Origin of the sequence: Rhodobacter aestuarii (assembly GCF_900156655.1) — a bacterium.
Lineage (GTDB): Bacteria > Pseudomonadota > Alphaproteobacteria > Rhodobacterales > Rhodobacteraceae > Rhodobacter > Rhodobacter aestuarii.
Genome location: NZ_FTOG01000011.1, coordinates 20,786 through 43,309, shown reverse-complemented (window position 1 = coordinate 43,309; position 22,524 = coordinate 20,786). Strand labels below are relative to the sequence as shown.

General features: G+C 62.6%; 11 protein-coding genes and 3 pseudogenes. 7 read left to right on the top strand and 7 right to left on the bottom strand.

The annotated features are described in order from the left end of the window. Positions 1 to 55 precede the first annotated feature (55 nt). On the bottom strand, positions 56 to 688 hold the full coding sequence (locus BW967_RS15100; protein WP_076485928.1) for an alpha-ketoglutarate-dependent dioxygenase AlkB family protein: 633 nt from the start codon (positions 686 to 688) through the stop codon (positions 56 to 58). A gap of 170 nt (positions 689 to 858) precedes the next feature. On the opposite strand from BW967_RS15100, the gene dnaK reads away from it, so the two are divergent. The 3 genes from dnaK to radC all read left to right on the top strand — a co-directional run bounded on the left by dnaK (position 859) and on the right by radC (position 4,859). Continuing rightward, a complete protein-coding gene (dnaK, locus tag BW967_RS15095) occupies positions 859 to 2,781 on the top strand; it encodes a molecular chaperone DnaK (protein ID WP_076485927.1) in 1,923 nt (640 codons plus the stop codon). A gap of 67 nt (positions 2,782 to 2,848) precedes the next feature. After that, positions 2,849 to 4,006 (top strand): molecular chaperone DnaJ, encoded by a 1,158-nt coding sequence (dnaJ, locus tag BW967_RS15090; RefSeq protein WP_076485926.1) that lies wholly within the window; start codon positions 2,849 to 2,851, stop codon positions 4,004 to 4,006. Positions 4,007 to 4,091: 85 nt separating this feature from the next. Continuing rightward, the gene (radC, locus tag BW967_RS15085; protein WP_076485925.1) at positions 4,092 to 4,859 is read left to right on the top strand and encodes a RadC family protein; all 768 of its coding nucleotides are present in this window, start codon (positions 4,092 to 4,094) and stop codon (positions 4,857 to 4,859) included. Here the strand turns inward: radC and BW967_RS15080 are convergent. After that, positions 4,856 to 5,803 carry a hypothetical protein gene (locus tag BW967_RS15080; RefSeq protein ID WP_076485924.1) on the bottom strand — a complete coding sequence of 316 codons (948 nt, stop codon included), beginning with the start codon at positions 5,801 to 5,803 and terminating at the stop codon, positions 4,856 to 4,858. The genes radC and BW967_RS15080 overlap by 4 nt on opposite strands. 418 nt (positions 5,804 to 6,221) lie before the next feature. On the opposite strand from BW967_RS15080, the gene BW967_RS15075 reads away from it, so the two are divergent. The 3 genes and pseudogenes from BW967_RS15075 to BW967_RS15065 all read left to right on the top strand — a co-directional run bounded on the left by BW967_RS15075 (position 6,222) and on the right by BW967_RS15065 (position 11,516). Beyond that, positions 6,222 to 6,782: an ImuA family protein gene (locus tag BW967_RS15075; protein ID WP_076485923.1), complete on the top strand. Its 561-nt coding sequence runs from the start codon at positions 6,222 to 6,224 to the stop codon at positions 6,780 to 6,782. After that, on the top strand, positions 6,724 to 8,196 hold the full coding sequence (locus tag BW967_RS15070) for a Y-family DNA polymerase (RefSeq protein ID WP_076485922.1): 1,473 nt from the start codon (positions 6,724 to 6,726) through the stop codon (positions 8,194 to 8,196). The genes BW967_RS15075 and BW967_RS15070 overlap by 59 nt, the downstream gene beginning before the upstream one ends. Continuing rightward, positions 8,193 to 11,516, top strand: a pseudogene (locus BW967_RS15065) (error-prone DNA polymerase). Before BW967_RS15070 ends, BW967_RS15065 begins: the two are co-directional and overlap by 4 nt. A 103-nt stretch (positions 11,517 to 11,619) precedes the next feature. Here BW967_RS15065 and BW967_RS18975 read toward each other — a convergent pair. The 4 genes and pseudogenes from BW967_RS18975 to BW967_RS15035 form a co-directional block, all read right to left on the bottom strand. Continuing rightward, a pseudogene (locus BW967_RS18975) lies at positions 11,620 to 11,877 on the bottom strand (hypothetical protein); the annotation flags it as partial. 161 nt (positions 11,878 to 12,038) lie between these two features. Then, positions 12,039 to 12,455: pseudogene (locus BW967_RS18970) on the bottom strand (DEAD/DEAH box helicase family protein); the annotation flags it as partial. 168 nt (positions 12,456 to 12,623) lie between these two features. Beyond that, entirely contained in the window at positions 12,624 to 12,935 is a 312-nt protein-coding gene (locus BW967_RS18965) for a phospholipase D-like domain-containing protein (RefSeq protein ID WP_076485919.1), read from the bottom strand. A 169-nt stretch (positions 12,936 to 13,104) separates the two neighbouring features. Then, complete coding sequence (locus BW967_RS15035) at positions 13,105 to 13,878, bottom strand: class I SAM-dependent methyltransferase (RefSeq protein WP_217696389.1); 774 nt, start codon at positions 13,876 to 13,878, stop codon at positions 13,105 to 13,107. A gap of 134 nt (positions 13,879 to 14,012) precedes the next feature. Between BW967_RS15035 and BW967_RS15030 the strand changes: the two genes are divergently transcribed. Continuing rightward, positions 14,013 to 19,052: a RecQ family ATP-dependent DNA helicase gene (locus tag BW967_RS15030; protein ID WP_076486016.1), complete on the top strand. Its 5,040-nt coding sequence runs from the start codon at positions 14,013 to 14,015 to the stop codon at positions 19,050 to 19,052. A gap of 583 nt (positions 19,053 to 19,635) precedes the next feature. Here BW967_RS15030 and secA read toward each other — a convergent pair. After that, positions 19,636 to 22,350, bottom strand: a complete 2,715-nt coding sequence (secA, locus tag BW967_RS15025) for a preprotein translocase subunit SecA (RefSeq protein WP_076485916.1) — start codon at positions 22,348 to 22,350, stop codon at positions 19,636 to 19,638. Between the last annotated feature and the right edge of the window lie 174 nt (positions 22,351 to 22,524).

Here is a 22,524-nt window from a genome sequence, read left to right as displayed (position 1 = left end):
GGCGCTGCCCCCGCACCCCCGGGATATTTTGGGCAAGATGAAAAGAGGCGCGGTTTCAGGTCGCCACCCGAAGTGTCAAATTAATCCGCCCGCCTTGCGGCAGGAGGGGCGAGGTGCCAGGCGCGATCCGGTCAATGCCGTGATAGAGTGGCCGTGCCGTCCCGCCCATCACCATCACATCGCCCGAACGCAGCCAGAGGCTTTGCGTTCTGCCGCCGCGCGTTTCATTGCCAATACGGAAAAGCCCGTCATCACCGAGTGAGATCGACACCACGGGCTCGGCAAAGTCCGCCTCGTCGCGGTCTTGGTGCATGCCCATCTTGGCGTTTTCGCCGTAAAAATTGATCAAGCAGCATTCGGGCGCGCGGGCAGAACCCGCCACCGCTTGCCAAATATCGAGCACGCTTTGTGGGATCGCCGGCCATGCCATGCCTTCAGGATGCGTTTCGCTGTAGCGATAGCCGCGCCGGTCGGAGACCCAGCCAAACCGCCCTGCGGAGGTCATACGCACAGACATTGGTCGCCCATAGGGCGTCATTGGCGAAAAAAGCGGGGCTTGTGCCACCACCGCGCGCAGATCTGCGACCAGCGCAGCCTGTTCCGGGGCGGTCAGCCAGCCCGGATAATGCACAAAACCGCGCAGATCTTGCCCCTTGGGACGGGGCGTTAGGCCGCTGATTTGCGTCATTTGTCGCAAACTCCCTTAGCGAGGGTTCTTGCAGGGCAAATTTCCCCTCCTTATATACCCCCAGAAGCCGGAACGGACCACCCGGGCCGGGCCAAACTGAAACCTTGGGATTGGGGCCGGGGGCCTGATGGGACCCGTCCTCACCTGTCGCCGAAAGAAGAGGTATTGAAATGGCCAAAGTCATCGGGATCGACCTCGGGACCACGAACTCCTGCGTTGCCATCATGGATGGTTCGCAGCCCCGCGTGATCGAAAACGCCGAAGGGGCGCGCACGACGCCCTCGATCGTCGCCTATACGGATAGCGAGCGCCTTGTGGGGCAACCCGCGAAACGCCAAGCTGTCACCAACCCGACCAACACGGTCTTCGCCGTGAAACGCCTGATCGGGCGCCGCACCACCGATGCGGAAGTCGAAAAAGACAAGAAACTGGTGCCCTATTCCATCGTTGATGGTGGCAACGGGGATGCTTGGGTCGAAGTGCAAGGTGAGAAATTCTCGCCCTCGCAAGTCTCGGCCGTGATCTTGCAAAAAATGAAAGAAACCGCCGAGAGCTATCTGGGCGAAGAAGTGACGCAAGCCGTCATCACCGTGCCGGCCTACTTCAACGACGCGCAACGCCAAGCGACGAAAGACGCGGGCAAGATTGCGGGCCTTGAAGTGCTGCGCATTATCAACGAGCCGACGGCCGCTGCGCTGGCTTACGGCCTTGATAAAAAAGACACCAAAACCATCGCCGTTTATGACCTCGGCGGCGGGACCTTCGATATCACCATCCTCGAAATCGACGATGGTCTGTTTGAAGTGAAATCCACCAACGGGGACACATTCCTTGGTGGTGAAGACTTCGACATGCGGATCGTGAACTACCTTGCCGACGAGTTCAAAAAAGAACACGGCGTCGATCTGACCAAAGACAAAATGGCGCTCCAGCGTCTGAAAGAAGCTGCGGAAAAAGCGAAAATCGAGCTTTCCTCGGCCAGCCAAACCGAGATCAACCAGCCGTTCATCTCGATGGATGCGAAAACCGGCACGCCGCTGCACATGGTGATGAAACTCACCCGTGCGAAGCTTGAAAGCCTGGTGGATGACCTGATCAAAGCCTCGCTCAAACCCTGCGCGGCTGCGTTGAAAGACGCGGGCGTCAGCAAGGACGAGATCGACGAAGTGGTTCTGGTCGGTGGTATGACCCGGATGCCGAAAGTGGTTGCGGAAGTGACCAAATTCTTCGGCAAAGAGCCGCATAAAGGCGTGAACCCGGATGAAGTTGTGGCGCTGGGCGCGGCGATCCAAGCGGGCGTTCTGCAAGGCGACGTGAAAGACGTGGTTCTGCTTGACGTGACGCCGCTGTCGCTCGGTATCGAAACGCTTGGTGGCGTGTTCACCCGTCTGATCGACCGCAACACCACGATCCCGACCAAGAAAAGCCAAGTCTTCTCGACCGCCGAAGACAACCAGAACGCTGTGACGATCCGGGTGTTCCAAGGCGAGCGTGAAATGGCCGCCGACAACAAGATGCTGGGCATGTTCAACCTTGAGAACATTCCGCCCGCGCCGCGCGGCGTGCCGCAAATCGAAGTGACCTTCGATATCGACGCGAACGGCATCGTGAGCGTGTCGGCCAAAGACAAAGGCACCGGCAAATCGCAACAGATCACCATCCAAGCTTCGGGCGGTCTGTCGGATGATGACATCGAGAAGATGATCAAAGACGCCGAAGCCAATGCCGAGGCCGACAAAAACCGCAAAGAGCTGGTGGAGACCCGCAACCAAGGCGAAAGCCTGCTGCACTCGACCCGCAAATCGCTCGAAGAGCATGGCGATAAGGTCGATGGCTCGACGGTTGAAGTGATCGAACTGGCCTGCAACGCGCTGGAAGAAGCGCTCAAGACCGACGAACCCGGCAAGATCAAAGGCGCGGTGCAAAACCTCACCGATGCCGCGATGAAACTGGGCGAAGCGATCTACAAAGCGCAAGCCGAAGCCGAGGGTGGCAATGCCTCCGAGGCTGAGGAAGAAGACGGCCCGCGTTCGGTGGATGACGACATCGTCGACGCCGATTTCGAGGACATGGGTGAAGACAAGCGCAAATAAGCGCCGGAACCTGAGGAGCGGGCCCCCTAGGGGGCTCGCTTTCATGTTCTCATAGCGGGGTTCTGCAATGGCAAAACGTGATTTCTACGAGGTTCTGGGGGTGTCTAAGGGCGCCTCGGCCGAGGAGATCAAGAAGGCCTATCGCACCAAGGCGAAGGAACTCCACCCCGACCGCAACAAGGACAATCCCAACGCCGAGGCGCAGTTCAAAGAAGCGAACGAAGCCTATGACGTGCTGAAGGATGCCGACAAGAAAGCGGCCTATGACCGCTTTGGCCATGCGGCCTTTGAGGGTGGCATGGGCGGCGGCGGTCCGCGTGGGCCTTATGGCGCGGGCGGTCAGGGCGACTTTGCCTCGGCCTTCTCAGATGTGTTCGAGGATCTGTTCGGCGATTTCATGGGCGGGCGTGGTGGCCCGGGCGGCGGGCGGTCTCGCGCCACGCGTGGCTCGGATCTGCGCTACAATATGCGCGTGACGCTGGAAGAGGCGTTCAAAGGCGCGCAGAAAACCATCACCGTGCCCGGATCGGCGCCCTGTACCTCGTGTAATGGCACCGGGGCTGAAGGCGGGGCCGAGCCGCAAACCTGCCCGACCTGTTCGGGTCTGGGTAAGGTGCGCGCGCAAAACGGCTTCTTCACGGTGGAGCGCACCTGCCCGACTTGTGGCGGGCAAGGTCAGGTGGTGAAGAACCCCTGCCGCGTCTGTCATGGCGCGGGCCGGGTGGAGAAAGAGCGCACGCTTTCGGTCAACATCCCGGCAGGGGTGGAAACCGGCACGCGGATCCGCTTGGCTGGGGAAGGCGAGGCGGGGCTGCGCGGTGGTCCGGCTGGCGATCTTTACATCTTCATCGAGGTGCGGGAGCACGCGATCTTCCAGCGCGAGGGCGTCAACCTGTTCTGCCGTGTGCCGGTGAGCATGGTCTCTGCGGCCTTGGGCGGTGAGGTTGAAGTGCCCACCATCGACGGTGGCCGCTCCAAAGTGAAGATCCCTGTGGGCAGCCAATCCGGTCGTCAAATGCGCCTGCGCGGCAAAGGTATGCCGGCGCTGCGCGGTGGTACTTTGGGCGATATGGTGATTGAGCTTGCGGTAGAAACGCCGGTCAATCTGACGGCTCGGCAAAAGGAACTGCTTGAGGAATTTGAGCGCATCCAAGCCGAGAATAATCCCGAAGGGGCGTCCTTCTTCAAGAAGGTCAAAAGCTTCTGGGATACGATGAAAGGATGAACGGGCGCCTTCGGGCGCCCTTTCGTTTTCTGTTGTGGCGGGCGGCATTAACCTTTCATTTACCCTGCGGGCGCAAGCTTCGCCCATGACAAGCCCCGACCCCAACCTTGCAGAGCGGCCCTTACCGCTGTTTGGCGACCTTGATGAGGCGCAGCCGCTGGCGCTTTCCTCTGAGCGGTTGCCATCTTACATCATGGATCATCGCAAGCGGTTGCGCGCGCGGTTCATGGAAGGCGGCGCGGCGGCGATGCCCGATTATGAACTTTTGGAACTGATCTTGTTTCGCGCGCTGCCACGGCAAGATGTCAAACCGCTGGCGCGCCAATTGCTCAATACCTTCGGGGGCTTTGGGCAGGTGCTTTCTGCCCCGGTCACGCGGCTGAGCGAGGTGCAGGGCGTGGGCCCCGCCGTGGTGCAAGAACTCAAGATCGTTGAAGCCGCTGCGCAGCGGCTCGCGCAATCGCGGGTGTTACAGCGCCCGGTGCTCTCGTCATGGCAGGCATTGGTGGATTATTGCCACGCGGCCATGGCGCATCGCACCACCGAGCAGTTTCGGGTGCTGTATCTGGACCGAAAAAATGTGCTGATCGCGGATGAGGAACAGGCGCGCGGCACGGTTGATCATGTGCCGGTTTACCCACGCGAGGTGGTGAAGCGCGCGCTGGAGCTGGATGCCTCTGCGCTCATTCTGGTGCACAACCACCCCTCGGGCGATCCAACGCCTTCACAGGCCGATATCATGATGACAGATCAGATCAACTTGGCCGCGCAGGCGCTGGGGCTGACGCTGCACGACCATCTGGTGATCGGCAAAGGGCGCGAACTCAGTTTCCGCGCCCAAGGCCTGCTTTAACGCGCCGAGGCGAGCGAGAGCGGGAAATCGGGCAGCGGCATCACCACCGCACCGAAGGCATCCTCACAACCGGGCATGGCGACGGTGATGGGCGCCGGGGCTTCCGCGACGCCGCGCAGCAGCCGAATGGCTTGGGCATGCACATCTTGCCCGCAGGTTTCCGGCACCGCTTCGGCCAGCATTTCGAGCCGGATATCGCTCATATTCGCGGGGGCAGAGTAAATCTGCACCATGGTCTCCGCATCGCCAAAGACCGCCATCCAGCCCCCAAGCGGCGTATCTGCGGTGCGTGGCGCAAGCGCTGAAACATCGCCCGCCCCGTCATAGCCTGCACCATATTCGAGCCCATGCAGAGAGACACCTGCCTGCGCAGGGGCGCTGAGCGCGATCCGGTTGACGTTTTCGAGGCCAGAGATTTCGGCCACAAGGCTGGTGATCTCACCTCCGCCAAAATCGAAGCTGAATTGCGGCTTGGGCGACATGGCCGGAAGGATGCCTGTCCACTCCCCCTCAGGCGAAAGGAAGATCGGGAATGTGAGCCCCGCATGGGCGATTTTCGCTTCCTGACCGGCAAGACAAGGTGCCGTAACCGTCATTTGCACAGAGGCCAAGGGGGCCGGGGCAAGCGCGATTTGTGGCGCCGCACAGGCGGGCTTTACAAAGCCCCCGATGTCGGGCGCATCGGTCGGCAGGGCCGCTGCCAGATCGGTCTCAAACAGCGGCGTGCGCATCATCGGTGGTACGGCAAGGTCCGGTGCCGTGGTGGCTTGGGCGGGGGCCTCACTATGCAGCGCGTCCAGCGCCGGGCTGGAGTGTTCGCGGGTAACTTGAGGTGCCTGCGCCTCTTGCAGCCCGGAATTGGCCGAGTTCTGCATCACATGGCCGGTTGCCGCTGCTAGAACAAAGGTCGTGCCGACCATGAGAACTTTGTGAAGCGGTTTCATGACATGCCCCTCTCAACGAATGATTTCATCCTAGAGGGGGATCGGGGCAAGGTTTGGGCCGAACCGGGGCATTGTTTACAGGCCCCTGCCGCGCGATTGCCCGAGATTTGGTGAATCCGTTAACGATATTGTCAAAATAAGCAAAAGGCGGCGCAGGGTTTGCCCGCACCGCCCTTTTCATGCCGTATTTGAAGAACCGGGAAAAGTTTATCCCGGTGAGTCCGTTTCACTCAGATTCTTGCGAGGTGAAGATCGTCCCAAAACAGTGGGACGTTTGCCCCAATGCGAGCCCACTTGATAGATTTGTGGATTGGGGGCGAACTTAGGCGGCACAGATTGCGCGCAGTTCCTGCCCGCAGCTCTGCCGAGCACTCGCCCAGCCGTTGGCAAGGCCGCGCAATCGCCTTACCCTCTCCCCATGCTGCGTGATATTGCTCTGCCTTTCCCCCTTCGCCCCGCGCGCGTTCATGAGGTTTGCGGCCCTGTGGCGTCTAGTTTCGCGGCGTGTCTTGCTGCCTCCGTGCCGGGGGCGGTGCTTTGGCTGCGCGAAAGCTGGCACAGTGACACGCTCAACCCTTTGGGGTTCTTGCCTGTGCTGGATCCGACGCGCGTGCTGTTGGCGCGCCCGGCCAACCAAACCGATGCGCTCGCCGTTGCGGAAGAGGCGCTGAAGGATGGGGCTGTGGCTCTGGTGGTGCTCGAAATCACCCGCCCGCTGGACCTGCGCGAGGGGCGGCGGCTGCAATTGGCGGCAGGCACCGGGGGCAGCATCGGGCTGTGTCTGATCCCCGAGGGGATGGGCTCAAACGCTGCTGAAACCCGCTGGCGCGCCACGCCTGTGTTCGATCCAAGGCGCGAAGACTCGACTCTGATGCGCTGGGAAATTATTAAGAACAAAATGGGAACATTGGGCGCATGGAATGTTTGCTGGAACGCACAGGCGCATCGTCTCGATCTGGTTTCCCCGGCTGGCGAGTGACCGGGTTTTACGCGCGCGCCCGGTCGAAGGCCCCGTTGCTCTGTCCCAACGCATCGGCGCTAGCGAAACGATTTATTGCCTCAATACCAGCGCCGAACGGGACGGGTTGCACCGCGGCATGCGCATGGCCGATGCGCGCAGCTTTTGCCCAAGCCTGATCAGCCAGCCCGCAAGGCCCGACCAAGATGCCCGTTTCCTGCGGCTGTTGCGCCGTTGGGCGGAGCGATATTGCCCTTGGGTCGGCCTTGAAGGTGCGGATGGACTGGTGCTGGACATCACCGGAGCCGCGCATCTGTTTGGGGGCGAGGCGGCGATGCTGGCCGATATGCAAGCCCGGCTTGCCCGCGCGGGGGTGACAGCGCAGCTCGGCCTTGCGGCGTCACGCGGGGCGGCTTGGGCGGTGGCGCATTTTGGCGGTAGCGAAGAAACCCTGCTCTCTTTGCCCGTTGCGGCGCTGCGCCTGCCTGCCGATACGGTGGTTGCGTTGCAGCGGTTGGGGCTGCGCAAAATCGGTGATTTGGCGGCCAGCCCGCGCGCGCCGCTTGCGCGGCGGTTCGGGCAAGACCTGCTGACCCGGCTGGATCAATGCCTTGGCCATGCGCCCGAACCCGTGACGCCCGAGGCCGAGCCGCCGCAATTTGCCACCCGGATGACCTTGCCCGAGCCGATCGGCTTGCAGGCCGATGTGCAAGCGGCGCTGGAACGGCTGCTCATCCCGCTGTGCCAAAAGCTCGCCACGCAAGAAATGGGGGCGCGGCGGCTGTGCCTGACCCTACGCCGGGTCGATCAGGCGAGCCAACAGGTGGAATTGCGCTTGGCTGCACCGATGCGGGAGCCTGCACGCATCTTGCCACTTTTTGCCCGTGGGCTGGAAGATGTGGATGCTGGCTTTGGCATTGATCAGATGCGGCTGGAGGCGGTGCAGGTGGAAAAGCTCGCCCCGCCGCAAAGCAATGCCTTGCAAAATGCCGCGCCCGGCCATGCGCCGCCCGAACAACTGGCCGATCTGATCACCCGGATCGGCACGCGGATCGGGCTGGAAAATGTTCAGCGGTTTTTACCTGCGGAAAGTCACATCCCCGAGCGCGCCTTTTTGCTGGCGCCTGCGGCCTTCAGCGCCCCGCAGAGCGGTTTCACTACGCCGCGCCCACGCCCGCTGCGTTTGTTCCCGCCCGAGCCCATTGCCGCACAGGGCACCGAGCCGCCGCGCAGTTTCCGCTGGCGGGGCATGCGGCTCAGCTTGGGGCGCGCCACCGGGCCCGAACGCATCGCCCCGGAATGGTGGATCGAGGATGAGAATTGGCGCCGGGGCCTGCGCGATTACTGGCGGGTGGAAACGCGCGAGGGGCGGCGGTTGTGGATGTTTTACACCCCGCAAGATCCGGGCTGGTTTGTGCAGGGAGAATTTGCATGAGCTATGCAGAGCTTTGCGTGACCTCCAATTTCACCTTCCTCACCGGGGCCTCGCACCCCGAGGAGTTGGTGGCCCGCGCGGCGGAATTGGGTCTGACCGCACTCGCCATCACCGACCGTAACAGTTTGGCGGGTGTGGTGCGGGCCTTCTCAGCACTCAAAACCCTGCGCGAAGAGGCGGCGGGGCTGCGCATTCGTTCCAGCGCGCAGGTGGACCCGTCCTCGCGCCAAGCGGTGGGCAGGCCGCAAGATTTAGCCCGGCCCGACACGCCAGCCTTGCCTCGGTTGATTGTGGGGGCGCGGCTGGTGCTGCGTGATTGCCCGCTCGATTTGCTTGCTTTGCCCACGGACCGCGCCGCCTATGAGCGGCTCTCGCGGTTGCTCACTTTGGGCAAGCGCCGCGCGAGCAAGGGGGAGTGCCATCTTGATCTAAGTGATCTGGCGGCGGGCTGTGCGGGCATGATCTTGATCGCTTTGCCGCCCCCAAGCGCGCCTGAAACATTACAGACTGGGGCGATCCGCGCGCCCCTTCAAACACTCCAACGCGCCTTTCCCAGCCATGTCTTTCTGGGGGCCGCCCCGCATTATGACGGCTCCGATCAGGCGTGGTTTCGTGCCTGTGCCGATCTTGCTTTGCGCGCCAATACACCGATGGTGGCGGTGGGCGATGTGCTGATGCACCGAGCCCATCGCCGCCCTTTGGCCGATGTGCTGACCTGCCTGCGCGAGGGGCTGACGATTGATACCATTGGCACCCGCGCGCTGCCCAATGGGGAGCGGCGGTTGAAAAGCGCGGAGGAGATGGCGCGGCTTTTCCGCCACCACCCCGCCGCGATCCGGCGCACGTTGGAAATCGCCGCGCGGTGCAGCTTTGATCTGTCGGAACTCAGCTATGAATACCCAGATGAGGCCAGCGATGGCGAACCCGCCCAAATTCGGCTGGACCGGCTTGCGCGTGAGGGGCTGGCGCGGCGCTACCCCGGGGGGGCCTCGGAACGCGTTTATAAGCTGATGGCCAAGGAATTGGGGCTGGTCGCGGAACTGGGCTATGCGCCCTATTTCCTCACCGTGCACGACATCGTGGCCGAGGCGCGACGACGCGGAATTTTGTGCCAAGGGCGCGGTTCGGCGGCCAATTCGATCCTGTGTTACCTGCTGGGCATCACCGATGTCGCGCCCGAAATGATTGGTATGGTGTTTGAGCGTTTCATCTCGCGCCATCGCGGCGAGCCGCCCGATATTGATGTGGATTTTGAACATGAGCGGCGCGAGGAAATCATCCAATGGATTTACGACCGCTATGGCCGCGATCGCGCCGGGCTGTGTGCCACGGTGATCCATTTCCGCTCCCGTGCCGCAATCCGCGAGGTGGGCAAGGTGATGGGACTCTCTGCCGATGTCACGGCAGCCCTTGCGGGCCAGATTTGGGGCATGTCGAACCAAGGGGCAGAGCCGGCGCGGCTGCGCGAGGTGGGGCTGAACCCCGAAGACCGCCGCTTGGCGCTGACCATCCGGCTCATTGGCGAGATTATCGGCTTTCCGCGCCATCTGAGCCAACATGTTGGCGGCTTCATCATCACGCGGGGACGGCTGGATGACCTTTGCCCAATTGAAAACGCCGCGATGGCGGGGCGGAGCTGCATCGAATGGGACAAAGACGATATCGACGCGCTTGGCATCCTCAAGGTCGATATCCTCAGCCTTGGGATGCTGACCTGCCTGCGCAAAAGTTTCGATCTGCTGGAGGCCCACAAAGGCGAGCGGCTCAGCCTTGCCACCGTGCCACAAGAAGACCGCGCCACTTACGCAATGCTCACCCGTGCCGATGCGGTGGGGGTGTTTCAGGTCGAAAGCCGCGCGCAGATGAACTTTTTGCCCCGGATGAAGCCTGAAACCTTCTATGACCTCGTGATCGAGGTGGCGATTGTCCGCCCCGGTCCGATCCAGGGAGGCATGGTCAAACCCTATATCCGCCGCCGTCAGGGGCTGGAGGCGCCCGAGCCTTTCGGCCCTGCGCTCGCTGCCGTCACCGCCAAAACGCTCGGCGTGCCGCTCTTTCAAGAACAAGCGATGCAGATCGCCGTGGTCGGCGCGGGCTATTCGGCGGAAGAGGCGGATCAGTTGCGCCGCTCGCTCGCCTCCTTCCGGCGCATGGGCACGATTGAACAACACCGCGAACGCTTTATTGGCGGGATGCGCGCCAATGGCTATGCGCAAGAGATTGCCGAGGCCTGTTTCGCCCAGATCGAAGGCTTTGCCGATTACGGCTTTCCCGAAAGCCATGCGGCGGCCTTTGCGATGCTGACTTATGTCTCCTCTTGGCTGAAATGCCACCACCCCGAAGTGTTTGCCTGCGCGCTGCTCAATGCCCAGCCGATGGGCTTTTACGCGCCTGCGCAAATCGTGCGCGATGTCCGCGAACATGGGGTAGAGGTGCGCCCGGTTTGCGTAAACCATTCGACATGGGACAACAGCCTTGAACGCCGCGCTGATGGGCGGCTCGCCTTGCGGCTTGGCTTTCGGCAGATCAAGGGCTTGCGGGCCGAGGATGCGGGCTGGCTCGTGGCCGCGCGCGGCAATGGCTACCCCGATATTGAAAGCCTCTGGCTGCGCGCCGGGCTTGCGCCCGCCACGCTCGAACGCTTGGCCGAGGCCGATGCTTTTGCCGGTATGGGGCTCACCCGGCGCGATGCGCTGTGGGCGGTGCGCGCAATCCGCGCCCCGAAACCCTTGCCGCTTTTTGCCAACCCGCTGGATGGCGAGGGGCTGGTGGAACCTGCGCTCACCTTACCGCCAATGCATTTGGGCGAAGAGGTGGTGGAGGATTACATTGCGCTGCGCCTGACTTTGCGCGCCCACCCGATGGAGCTTTTGCGCCCCGGCCTGCCTGGTCTCACCTGCCACGACCAATTGCCCAAAGCACCGCTGGGGCGCACCAGTGTGTGCGGCCTTGTCATCACCCGCCAACGCCCCGGCACCGCTTCGGGGGTGATTTTCCTCACGCTGGAAGATGAAACCGGGGTCGCCAATGTCGTGGTCTGGCCCAAGCTTTACGAACGCTACCGCCGCGCGGTGATGGGCGGGCGGCTTTTGCGCGTGAGCGGGCGATTGGAGCGCGAGGGGATCGTGGTGCATTTGATTGCAGAGCAGATAGAGGACCTCTCGCATAGGCTCTCAGACCTCGGCCACCCGATGCCCGAACGGATCGGCGGCACGCTGCCCTAAGCCGACGACGCCCCGCGCCCCCCACGCCCCGCCCCGCGCGCGCGCCACCCGCGCGAACAGGCCAAGCGGCTATTTCCGAGCCGGGATTTTCATTGAGCGATGGCGGGGAGTGGCCGCTAGGCTGTTCCCGCGAAAGGCGCACGTCCACCCCTTCGTTGAACATGTCGACGGCGAAAACAATGTCGAGCTTGCCGTCTGCCAATGCGTCAAGCGCGCTGGTGCGAGGTGCCGAGCTTTCGCCCGAATGCACCGCTACGGCGCGTAGCCCCCGCTCGGTGGCGAAGCACGCCATGAAATCAGCGTGCCGCCGCGAGACGCAAAAGCCGATCGTCTTGCTGTCGCCGCGTCGAGCCAGTTGGTCGAGTGCGTTTTCCGCCCGGGCGCGGGTGGCGAGCGCCGTATCGTCGAAGCGGCCGCTGCGCCAGGGGATTTGCGCATATTCGACTGGATCTGGCACCCCGAAATAGTGAAACGGCGCCAAAAGTTTGCGGTCGATCCCGGACCAGAGATCGCATTCATAAACGAGGTTTTCCTCGCACAGCCCCAAGAGATCGCCGCCGTCGCTGCGGCGTGGTGAAATTCATCGATGACGATGTCGTCAAAAGCCTGGGGATCGAACCGCGACAGATGCGCGCTGCGGGCAAGCGTCTGCACCGAGGCAAACAGGATCTCGGCCTCGGGCTCGCGGTCGTCACCGATGTAGCGCCCCATTCACGCCTGAGGCCGCACGGCCCGAAACGCCGCCATCGCCTGCGTCAGGATTTCTTCGCGATGGGCCACAAACAGCACCCGTCGGGCGTCAAGGCTGTCGAAGGCGGCAAGGTAAGTCTTGCCAAGTCCGGTGGCCAGAACCACCAGCCCGGCACCGTAGCCCTTGTCCCGCGTGGCCCGCAGCGCGGCGAGGGCTTCGCGTTGAACCTCGTGCGGCTCGGGCGGCGGCTCCGTCGGTTCCTCTGGAGCGCCGCTTTGGTCTGGACGGGGGACGATTCGGCGCGCCTCGTAGGTGTCGATCCAATCGGGCGTGAGATCCGTCACTTCGGGGCGGGCCAGAAGCGCCTCGAAACCGGCACAGGCGGCGAGGGGCGCGGTGTCGTGGCGATCGAACTGGCGCAGGTTCCACTCGACCCCGTCGGTCAGGGCGGATTTTGACAGGTTCGACGAGCCCACGATCAGCGCGCCGGATCCGTCCTTGAAGGTGAAAAGCTAGGCTTTCGGATGAAATGGCATCCGCGAGGCCCGAAACACGAACAGATGCCGCGCGCCGGTGAGATCGGTCATCAGCCGAAGCGCCGCGGGTTCGGTCACATCGAGATAATCCCCGGTCAGAACCCGCAACCGTCCGTCGCGCGAAAGCAGGTCCTGCAGATGCGGCAACACCAGACGCACCCCGGAGGTCATCAGGAAGGAGACCGACAGGTCCACCGCCGTCGATTGATCGATCAGTGGCCGAAGGTGGGCATGCAGGGCGTCGTCGCTGCCCGAAATCAGGGCGCGGTCGTGCGGAAGACCGGGCAAAGGGTCCGCCAGCGCGCGACATGCCCGTGCGGTGCGAGCAGAAGCCCGGCACCATTCTGGATGACCATGCTTTGTGCATCGCAGGCGACGACACGACGCATCGGGGCGTCGCAGATGGGGCACCCTTCGGCACCCGGGTCGTTATCTTCCTTGGGGCAGCCCTGGCTCATCAGCATTTCACCAAGGCATTCACCCAAATCTCTGCCCCGCTGTCCGGGCGGCAATCGCGCGTTTCCCAGATATCGGGTGGCCCAAGATCGTCGCTTGTGATGTCGGTGAAGCGCCGCCCGTCCTTGATCCGCGTTTGCGTGCCGCTCTTGAACGAGAGATAGAGCACGCCCCCGGGCACGAGGTGCCGAGCCAAACGGGCGATTGCCGGCAGGAGGTCTTGCCGCGCCACATGCAGAAGCGATGCGCAGGCCCAGATGCCCTCGAAACGATGCTCCCAGTCGAAATCCTCGAACCGCATCCGCCGGGTCGGCACCCCCGCATATGCCCGCGTCGCGGTGACCATCGCGGCAGAGGCATCAAAGGCCGAGACGGCAAAACCGGCTTCGCGGAAGGCGCGGGCATCGCGCCCGGAGCCTGACCCAGCGTCGAGAATGCGGACAGAGCCGGTTTGGGAAGGCGGAAGGGCCGAAAGGAAGCGGTGGCGCAGTGCCGACATGTCCGCCGCCACCGTCGCCGCGACAAATTCCGCCGCATGGGTTTCGTAATAATCGGCTTTGGACATCCGAAACTCCGCAAGACCTGCGCCCAAGCTGTTCCCGAGCCACCCGCCAAGGACGGGGGCATCGGGCCGCGCGGATGATGAAATCCCCCAAGTTGTTCTAGGTTTGGCGCCATCCGTCGAGACCCAAGCTTCGCCCTGCGGCACCGGGCAGCGGCAAAACCCTGTCGGCGCGTATTGCGGGGCCAGTTTCGGCGCTTTAGTCTCGCGCAACACTTTTCTGCTGCACGGGCTTGATGGCATTACTGAATTTTATACGGCGGCGGGGGGAGGACAAGACACCTCTTCTGGAGCGGTGTCTTTCGGTGGATCTCGAGGTCGATCCGAAAACGGCCCGGATTTTCGACATGGCGGCGGTGCGGTTTGGCGACGGGCCCGCCGTCGTTGCGCCGAAAGGAGAGATCGGCCGCGGACTTGATGCGCTGGAAAAGGCGCTCGGGAAAACGCAGCACATCCTCGGCCACAATATCCTGCGCCACGATATCGAGCATCTTCTGGCGGCGCGGCCCCGGTTGATTGAAAAGATGGCCGCGCCGATCGACACGCTTTGGCTCAACCCCTTGGCCTTTCCGCGCAACCCATATCATCATCTGGTGAAGCACTATCACGACGGGCGCTTGCAGGCGGGGCATGTGAACGACCCGGAACGCGATGCGCGGCTGGTGTTCGAGGTGCTGGCAAACCAGATCACTGCGCTGAAAGACCTCGATGCAGCCGCGCCCGAAACCCTGATCGCCTATCATTATCTGACCACGCGGACCGATCGCTCCGAAGGGTTTGACGCCGTTTTTACCGAGGTTCGCAAGGCCCCCATCCCCGACCGGGCGGTCGCGCTGACGGCGATCCGTTCGCTTCTTGAGGCCAAGGCCTGCGGCGCGCGGATCGGGCCGCTGCTCGACACGCTTTCGGACCCGCAAACGGGCTGGCCGATGGCCTATGCGCTGGCGTGGATTTCCGTTGCTGGCGGAGATTCCGTCATGCCGCCCTGGGTGCGTGCCGCCTTTCCGCAAGCGGCGCTTATCGTGCGCGAGTTGCGCGACACGGCCTGCGGCGATCCCACTTGCCTCTGGTGCGCCGAGCGCAACAACCCGGTGGGAGCGCTGAAGAAATGGTTCGGCTTTCCGGGCTTTCGCCCCGAGCCCGCCTACAGCGCGGGGCGGCCCTTGCAAGAGGCCATCGTGGCCGAAACCATGGGCCATGCGCATGTGCTGGGCATCCTGCCCACCGGCACCGGCAAATCGGTCTGCTATCAGGTGCCCGCGCTCAGCCTTTACGACAAGACCGGGGCGCTCACCGTGGTGATCTCGCCCCTTGTGGCGCTGATGGCCGATCAGGTGCAGGGGATGGAGCGGGCGGGAATTTCCGCCGCGGTCACCGTCAACGGCATGCTCTCGATGCCCGAACGGCAGGATGCGCTTGACCGAGTGCGGCTGGGCCAGGCGGCGATCTTGCTGATTTCGCCCGAACAATTGCGCTCGGTCTCGGTCCGCTCGGTGCTGAGGCAACGCGAGGTCGGGCTATGGGTGCTGGACGAGGCGCATTGCGTGTCGAAATGGGGCCATGATTTCCGCCCCGATTATCGCTACATCGGCCGCTTCATCCGCGAGTTCACCGGCGACGCCCCGCCCGCGCCGGTGCTGTGCCTGACCGCGACGGCAAAGCCCGAGGTGGTGCGTGACATTACCGCGCATTTCCGCGACCGTCTGGGCGTCGATCTGGCGCTGTTCGACGGCGGGGCGACGCGCACTAACCTGACTTTCGCCGTATGCCCGACCAGCAAGGGCGCGAAGCTGGGCGACATTCTGAGCGTGATCACCGAGCATCTGCCCAAGGGCGAGACCTCCGGCGCCGTGGTCTATTGCGCGACGCGCGCCGAGACCGAGCGGGTGGCGGCGTTCCTGAAACTGCAGGGGCTTGCGGCCGAGCATTTCCACGCCGGCCTGACGCCCGACGACAAACAGACGGTACAGGAACGCTTTCGCATCGGCGATCTGCGGGTGATCGCCGCCACCAATGCTTTCGGGATGGGGATCGATAAGCCCGATATCCGGTTGGTGGTTCATGCCGATATTCCCGGCTCGCTTGAAAACTACCTGCAAGAGGCGGGGCGGGCCGGGCGTGACCGGGCGCCCGCGAATTGCGTGCTGCTTTATCATTCCGACGATGTCGAGCGGCAGTTCACCCTCACCGCCCGTTCGCGCCTTGCGCAACACGAGATCGGCGCGATCCTCAAGGCCCTGCGCCGGATCGACGAGCATTCCCGCAACAGCGGCACGGTGGTGGCGACGGCGGGCGAGATCGTGCGCGAAGAAAAGGACCACGATTTCACCCGCGACAGCGCCACCGACGACACAAGGGTGAAAACCGCCGTCTCCTGGCTGGAAGAAGCCGCCCTTCTGGCGCGCGAGGAAAACCGGGTGCAGGTCTATCCCTCCTCGCTTCTGGTGCGCACGCTGAGTGAGGCCGAAGCGCGGCTGAAGGGCGCCGAGATTACCGAGGCCCGGCGCCGCCAGCTTTTGTCGATCGTGCGCCATGTGATGAACACGCCCCCCGATCAGGGCATAACCACCGACGAATTGACCGGGGTCAGTGGGTTGACGCACCGCGCGCTGGCCAAGGCGATGGCTGATCTGGAAACCCTTGGCATCGCGCGCAATGACATTGCGATCACCGTTTCGGTGCATGTGGGGTTTGAAAACGCCTCTGTTCCCCGTCTGGCTCGCGCGATGCGGCTGGAAAAGGCGCTGATCGCGCGGATGCGAGAGATGGCGCCCGAAGCCGAGGTGGGCGATGGTGCCCCCCTTGATCTGGCGGCGGCAAGCCAGATCCTGCGCGGCGATGGCCATGAAGATGCCAGCCCGCACGCCATCGACCGGCTCTTGCGCAGCATCGCGCGGGACGGGCGCGACAGCGACGGCGGCATGGGCAATATCCGGCTGCGCAAGCTTTCCGCCAAGACGCTGGAGGTGACGTTGCAACGCTCGTGGCGCGTGGTGGAACAGACCGCTGCGCTGCGCTGGATGGCGGCAGAAAAGCTGCTTGAGTTTTTTATTTCCAAGGTGCCCCCCGGCACGCGCGGCAAGGATATTCAGGTCGATACGACGATCGGGTTGATGCTTGCGGCGCTGAACGGGGATGCCTTGTTGAAAGACTCTGGCGTCAAGGAAATGACAAAGCTGATGGAGCGCGCCCTTTTGTGGCTGCACGAGCAGCAGGTGCTGACGCTGGGCAAGGGGCTGACCGTTTTCCGCTCGGCGATGACAATCTATCTCAACCCCGGGCGGGCGGGCTTCACAAAGAAGGACTTCCTACCGCTTGAAGAACATTACCGCGAACAGACGCTGCAAACCCATGTGATGGCGGCTTATGCCGAAAAGGGGCTGGCGCAGATCGACGAGGCGGTGCGGCTGTCGGAGGAGTATTTCGCCCTCGAGCAGGACCGGTTCTTGCAACGCTGGATGCCCGGGCGGAGTGTCGAGTTGAAGCGCCAGACCACCGGCAAGGCGTGGAAGCAGATTGTGGAAGACCTTGGCAATCCGGTGCAGCAAGAGATCGTCGCCGACGACCGCGAAGCGACCAACGTGCTGGTGCTGGCCGGTCCCGGCTCGGGCAAAACGCGGGTGCTGGTGCATCGCATCGCCTATCTTCTGCGGGTGCGGCGCGAAGATCCGCGTGGCATTCTGGTGCTGAGTTATAACCGCCATGCCGCCGCCGAAATCCGCGCCCGTCTGCGCCATCTGGTGGGCGAGGATGCCGCCCGCGTCACCGTTTCAACCTGTCACGCGCTGGCGATGCGGCTGGTGGGGGCGAGTTTTGCCGGCACGGCCGCCGAGACCCGCGATTTCGACGCGGTGCTTTACGAGGCCGTGCGCCAGATCAACGGCGAGGGGCTGAGCCGGTCCGAGGCCGAGGCGCAGCGCGAGGCGCTCATTCAAGGTTATCGCTGGATTTTGGTCGATGAATATCAGGACATAGGCCCCGGCGAATATGCGCTGATTGCCGCCGTGGCCGGGCGCTCGCTTGACGACCCCGATCAGCGTCTGAGCCTGTTCGCGGTGGGCGACGACGACCAGAACATCTACGCCTTCACCGGGGCCTCGATTTCCTTCATCCGACAATTCGAGGAGGACTACCGCGCCAAGCCCAAATTCCTGACCGAGAATTACCGCTCGACCCGGCATATCGTCGATGCCGCCAATCAGGTCATTGCTACCGCGCGCGGCCGGATGAAGGCGGGCCATCCGATCACAGTGGACAAGATGCGCAGCCTTGATCCGGGCGGCGGCGTGATGGCGGGGTACGACCCGGTCGCTCAGGGACGGGTGCAGTTTCTCGATGTGGCGGGCGACGACACGGCGCAGGCCGTGGCGGCGGTGGACGAGCTGGTGCGGATCGCGCGGCTTGATCCGGGTTTCAGTTGGGCGCGCTGCGCGATCATCTCGCGCGATTGGCGCCGGCTTGGCCCGGTGCGCGCCTATGCCGAGAAGCTGGGCCTGCCCGTCGAGATGGCGAACGAGAAACTGCCCAGCATCTGGCGGCTGCGCGAGATGCAGCGCCTTGTGGCAGGGTTGCGGCAACGCCCGGCGATGATGCTGAGCATCCAGGACATGCTCGATGTCTTGAACAAGGAGCGCCCCGGCCGCTGGGTCGATTTGATCGCCGAGGGCATCGCCGATCTGGCGCGGGAGTTGGGTAACAAGATGATCCCGGTGCCTGATGCCATCGAATGGCTGGCCGAATGGGCGCAAGATATTCGCAGCGCGCAACGGGGGCTTTTGCTCTTGACCGCGCATCGCGCGAAGGGGCTTGAGTTTGACCATGTGGTGATCCTGAACGGCGGCTGGCAGCACCTGTCCAAGGGCGAGGACGGCGAGGCCCCGCGCAGGCTTTTCTACGTCGCCATGACCCGCGCGCGGCGCAGTCTGGCGGTGGTGACGCAGGGCGCGCATGCATTCGTCGAGGCCGACAGCGCGTGCGAGATGCTGCGCAAGATCGAGGTGCCAGCGCGCCGCGATCTGCCCGAGCCCGACCAGTATCAGCTTCCCGATATGGGCTCGGTCGATCTTTCCTATGCTGGGCGGCTGCCCGGGACGAGTCCGACCTTGGCCGCGATTGCGGGAGCCGAGGTGGATGATCCGCTGAAACTGACCCACCGCGAGGGGAAATGGTTGATTTTGGACGCGAAGGAACGCGTGCTTGGCCGCATGGCTGGAAATTGGGCCCCGCCCGCGGGCACCTCGCTGGTTTCTGGCAAGGTCGGCGCGGTGGTGCGCTGGCGCAAGTCGGACAACGAAGAGCAATATAGGACCTATATTAAGCGCGAAGAATGGGAGACCATCCTGCCGGAATTCGTGTTTCGCAAGATCGCGGCAGAGCGGAAGTTTTGAAGGTCTCGAGGAGGTCTGGCATTTTTTTGGGGGGCGACCGGCAGAGCGAGCATTGGGTGCGCGTAAATGCCTTAAAGCATTCGGTAACCCGGCCGGTGTCCTGACAAGAAAAGCTCTTTGCAAACATAGAAAATCGGAGGTTTTTCTTTTGCGAAATGCCGCGCATCGTACGACCCGACGGCAATGGGCTGAGCATACATATCGCTGCGGCGTCATCGAGCCGCGGCTTTGCCGCCCTGAGTGTCGATTACTTGGTATTTGCCGGGCGGGATGGAAGCTCCGAGGCCGATGCTTCCCGTCCTAGAGATGTGCGTAGCGCGTATGATCGGCCGGCTTGAGTGGATGGCACTTTCTGGCGCGCCATCAGAGATCGGTCGACGGCTGGTCCGCCTCGCGTACCAGTGTTTCGCTCTACCTGCATCTGATTGGAGCACGCCTTGCACCATGCCGCATGAAATAAATTTTTCGAAAGCAGACACCTAAATGAAGTAGGGGCACCTTTCGGCGCCCCTATATACAGACCTTGGGACAAACTTACCCCGATTTGGGACGAACTTGACCGTCTTCTTGAACAGCCTTCAGCTTAGGCCAAACGGCCGTGGCAATGCTTGAACTTTTCGCCCGAGCCGCAGGGGCAGGGGTCATTGCGCGCCGGGTCGCCCCAAGTTGCGGGGTTTGTTTCGTCGAACCCCGCGGCTGCGGTGGCAACCGGCGCGGCCTCTGCTGCTGCGGCGGCTTCTTCCGAAGGGGCTGCATCGGCCGGGGCCTCAGCTGCAGTTACGCCTTGTTGTGCGAGCGCTGCAGCCTGTTCTTCCTCGGTCATCGGGCGGATTTGCCCAAGACGTTTGGTGACCTCAAACCGCAGGCTGTCCAGCATGGTTTCAAAGAGTTGGAACGCCTCGGTCTTATATTCCGACAGCGGATCGCGCTGCGCATAGCCCCTGAAGCCTACCACCGAGCGGAGGTGTTCCAGCGTCACAAGGTGTTCGCGCCATTTCGCATCGATCGTTTGCAGCAAAACCTGCTTTTCGATCAGCCGCATCGTGTCGCCACCGAAAGCCTGCGCCTTTTCTTCCATATAAGCGTCAACCGCTTCGGTCACGCGTTCGGCGAGCACTTCCTGATCCACGCCTTCTTCCTCGGCCCATTTGGCAATCGGAAGTTCCATGTTCAGTTGTTCAAGGAAGGCGTCGCGCATCCCTTCAACATCCCATTGGTCGGCATAAGATTTCGGCGGAGCGAAATCGTCGATCACATCGTCGATCACTTGCAGGCGCATGTCGCGCGCGATTTCACCGATCTCATCGGTTTCCATGATCTCGCGGCGCTGGCTGAAGATCGCCTTACGCTGATCATTCATCACATCGTCGAACTTCAGAAGCTGTTTGCGCATGTCGAAGTTGCGGCCTTCGACCTTGGCTTGCGCACGCTCCAGCGATTTGTTCACCCAAGGGTGGATGATCGCTTCGCCTTCTTTCATGCCGAGCTTCGACAGAACCCCTTCAAGACGGTCCGAGCCGAAGATGCGCATCAGGTCATCTTCGAGGCTGAGGAAGAAGAGCGAACGCCCCGGGTCGCCTTGACGGCCCGAACGACCGCGCAACTGGTTGTCGATGCGGCGACTTTCGTGACGCTCGGTGGCCAGAACGAACAGACCGCCGGCCTCGATCACCTTTTCTTTCTCGGTCGCATGTTCGGCTTCAAGCCGGGCGCGGACCTCGTCGGGGTTGGCTTCGGGGTTCGCGGCGAGTTCTGCCAGAACCTGCATCTCGACGTTGCCGCCAAGCTGAATGTCGGTGCCGCGACCGGCCATGTTGGTGGCGATCGTCACCGCACCAAGACGCCCGGCCTCGGCTACGATCATCGCCTCTTTCTCGTGCTGGCGCGCGTTGAGCACGTTATGCGCGATGCCCTCGGCTTTCAGCATCTCCGACAGCATCTCGGATTTTTCAATCGAGGTGGTGCCCACAAGCGTCGGCTGGCCTTTGGTTTGCGCGAATTTGATCGCTTCGATCACCGCGGCGTATTTTTCTTTGGCGGTGCGATAGACGCGGTCATGTTCGTCCACACGCGCGACGGGGCGGTTGGTCGGCACTTCGACCACGCCAAGCCCGTAGATATCGCCAAACTCTTCCGCCTCGGTCACGGCGGTGCCGGTCATGCCGCCCAGCTTGTTGTAAAGACGGAAGTAGTTTTGGAAGGTCACCGAAGCCAGCGTGACGTTTTCGGGCTGGATCGTCACACGTTCCTTCGCCTCAATCGCCTGATGCAGACCGTCCGACAGACGGCGGCCTTTCATCATCCGGCCGGTGAATTCGTCGATCAAGATCACCTCGTCATTGGCGACGACGTAGTTTTGATCTTTGTGGAACAGCTTATGGGCCGCGAGCGCCTGTGTGACATGGTGCACGATGGTGGTGCTTTCGGGGTCATAAAGCGATTGCCCCTCGGGCAGCAGCCCACTTTCCTGAAGCTTGACCTCAAGGAATTCGTTGCCTTCCTCGGTATAGGTCACGCGGCGGAATTTTTCGTCCAGCGTGTAATGCTCGGGCTCCAAAAGCGGGATATAGGCATCGAGCGTCATATAAAGTTCGGAGCGGTCTTGCGACGGGCCCGAAATGATCAGCGGCGTGCGCGCCTCGTCGATCAAGATGCTGTCCACCTCGTCGACGATCGCATAGAAATGGTCGCGCTGATACATTTCCGCGACCGAAGCTTTCATGTTGTCGCGCAGATAATCAAAGCCCAACTCATTGTTGGTCGCATAGGTGATATCGGCGGCATAGGCGGCGCGCTTTTCGGCATCGCCTTGGAACGGGTAAACAACGCCCGTGGTCAGGCCAAGCTGGGCATAGACTTTGCCCATCCATTCCGCGTCGCGTTTGGCCAGATAGTCGTTGACGGTGACGACATGCACGCCCTTGCCCGCCAGCGCATTGAGATAGGCAGGGAAAGTGGCGACAAGGGTTTTGCCCTCACCCGTCTTCATTTCTGAAATATTGCCTTGGTGCAGGAAGATACCGCCCACAAGCTGCACATCAAAGGCGCGAAGACCAAGCGCGCGGCGCGCAGCTTCGCGGCAGTTGGCAAAGGCTTCGGGCAACAGCGCATCAAGATCTTCGCCCGATTGCGCACGCTTTTGCAGCTCGCGCGTTTTCGCGATGATCCCTTCATCGCTGAGTTTTTCGAACTCTGGCTCCAACGCATTGATTTGTGCCACGAGGGGGCGGGTCCGCTTCACCTTGCGGTCATTCGGCGTGCCGAAAAGCTTTCTTCCAATATATCCGAGGCCCAGCATTTTCTCTCCGCGGGTTCGACTGACCAAATCGTGTGAAATGCGGCCTTGCCGCACTCCTTTCCCGCCCGTAGAACTCTTGCGGATAAGGAGCGGATCTGCCTTCACAGGACCCTAGGCGATGTAAGGGGCGGCTGTCCGAGTGTCAACGCCGCGGGGTGCCGCGGCCCTGCGGGA

What these genes read in the sequence shown, in the direction of transcription:
- BW967_RS15100 (WP_076485928.1), bottom strand. Translation starts at nt 688, where the DNA reads ATGACGCAAATCAGCGGCCTAACGCCCCGTCCCAAGGGGCAAGATCTG.
- dnaK (WP_076485927.1), top strand. Translation starts at nt 859, where the DNA reads ATGGCCAAAGTCATCGGGATCGACCTCGGGACCACGAACTCCTGCGTT.
- dnaJ (WP_076485926.1), top strand. Translation starts at nt 2,849, where the DNA reads ATGGCAAAACGTGATTTCTACGAGGTTCTGGGGGTGTCTAAGGGCGCC.
- radC (WP_076485925.1), top strand. Translation starts at nt 4,092, where the DNA reads ATGACAAGCCCCGACCCCAACCTTGCAGAGCGGCCCTTACCGCTGTTT.
- BW967_RS15080 (WP_076485924.1), bottom strand. Translation starts at nt 5,803, where the DNA reads ATGAAACCGCTTCACAAAGTTCTCATGGTCGGCACGACCTTTGTTCTA.
- BW967_RS15075 (WP_076485923.1), top strand. Translation starts at nt 6,222, where the DNA reads ATGCTGCGTGATATTGCTCTGCCTTTCCCCCTTCGCCCCGCGCGCGTT.
- BW967_RS15070 (WP_076485922.1), top strand. Translation starts at nt 6,724, where the DNA reads ATGTTTGCTGGAACGCACAGGCGCATCGTCTCGATCTGGTTTCCCCGG.
- BW967_RS15030 (WP_076486016.1), top strand. Translation starts at nt 14,013, where the DNA reads ATGGCGGCGGTGCGGTTTGGCGACGGGCCCGCCGTCGTTGCGCCGAAA.
- secA (WP_076485916.1), bottom strand. Translation starts at nt 22,350, where the DNA reads ATGCTGGGCCTCGGATATATTGGAAGAAAGCTTTTCGGCACGCCGAAT.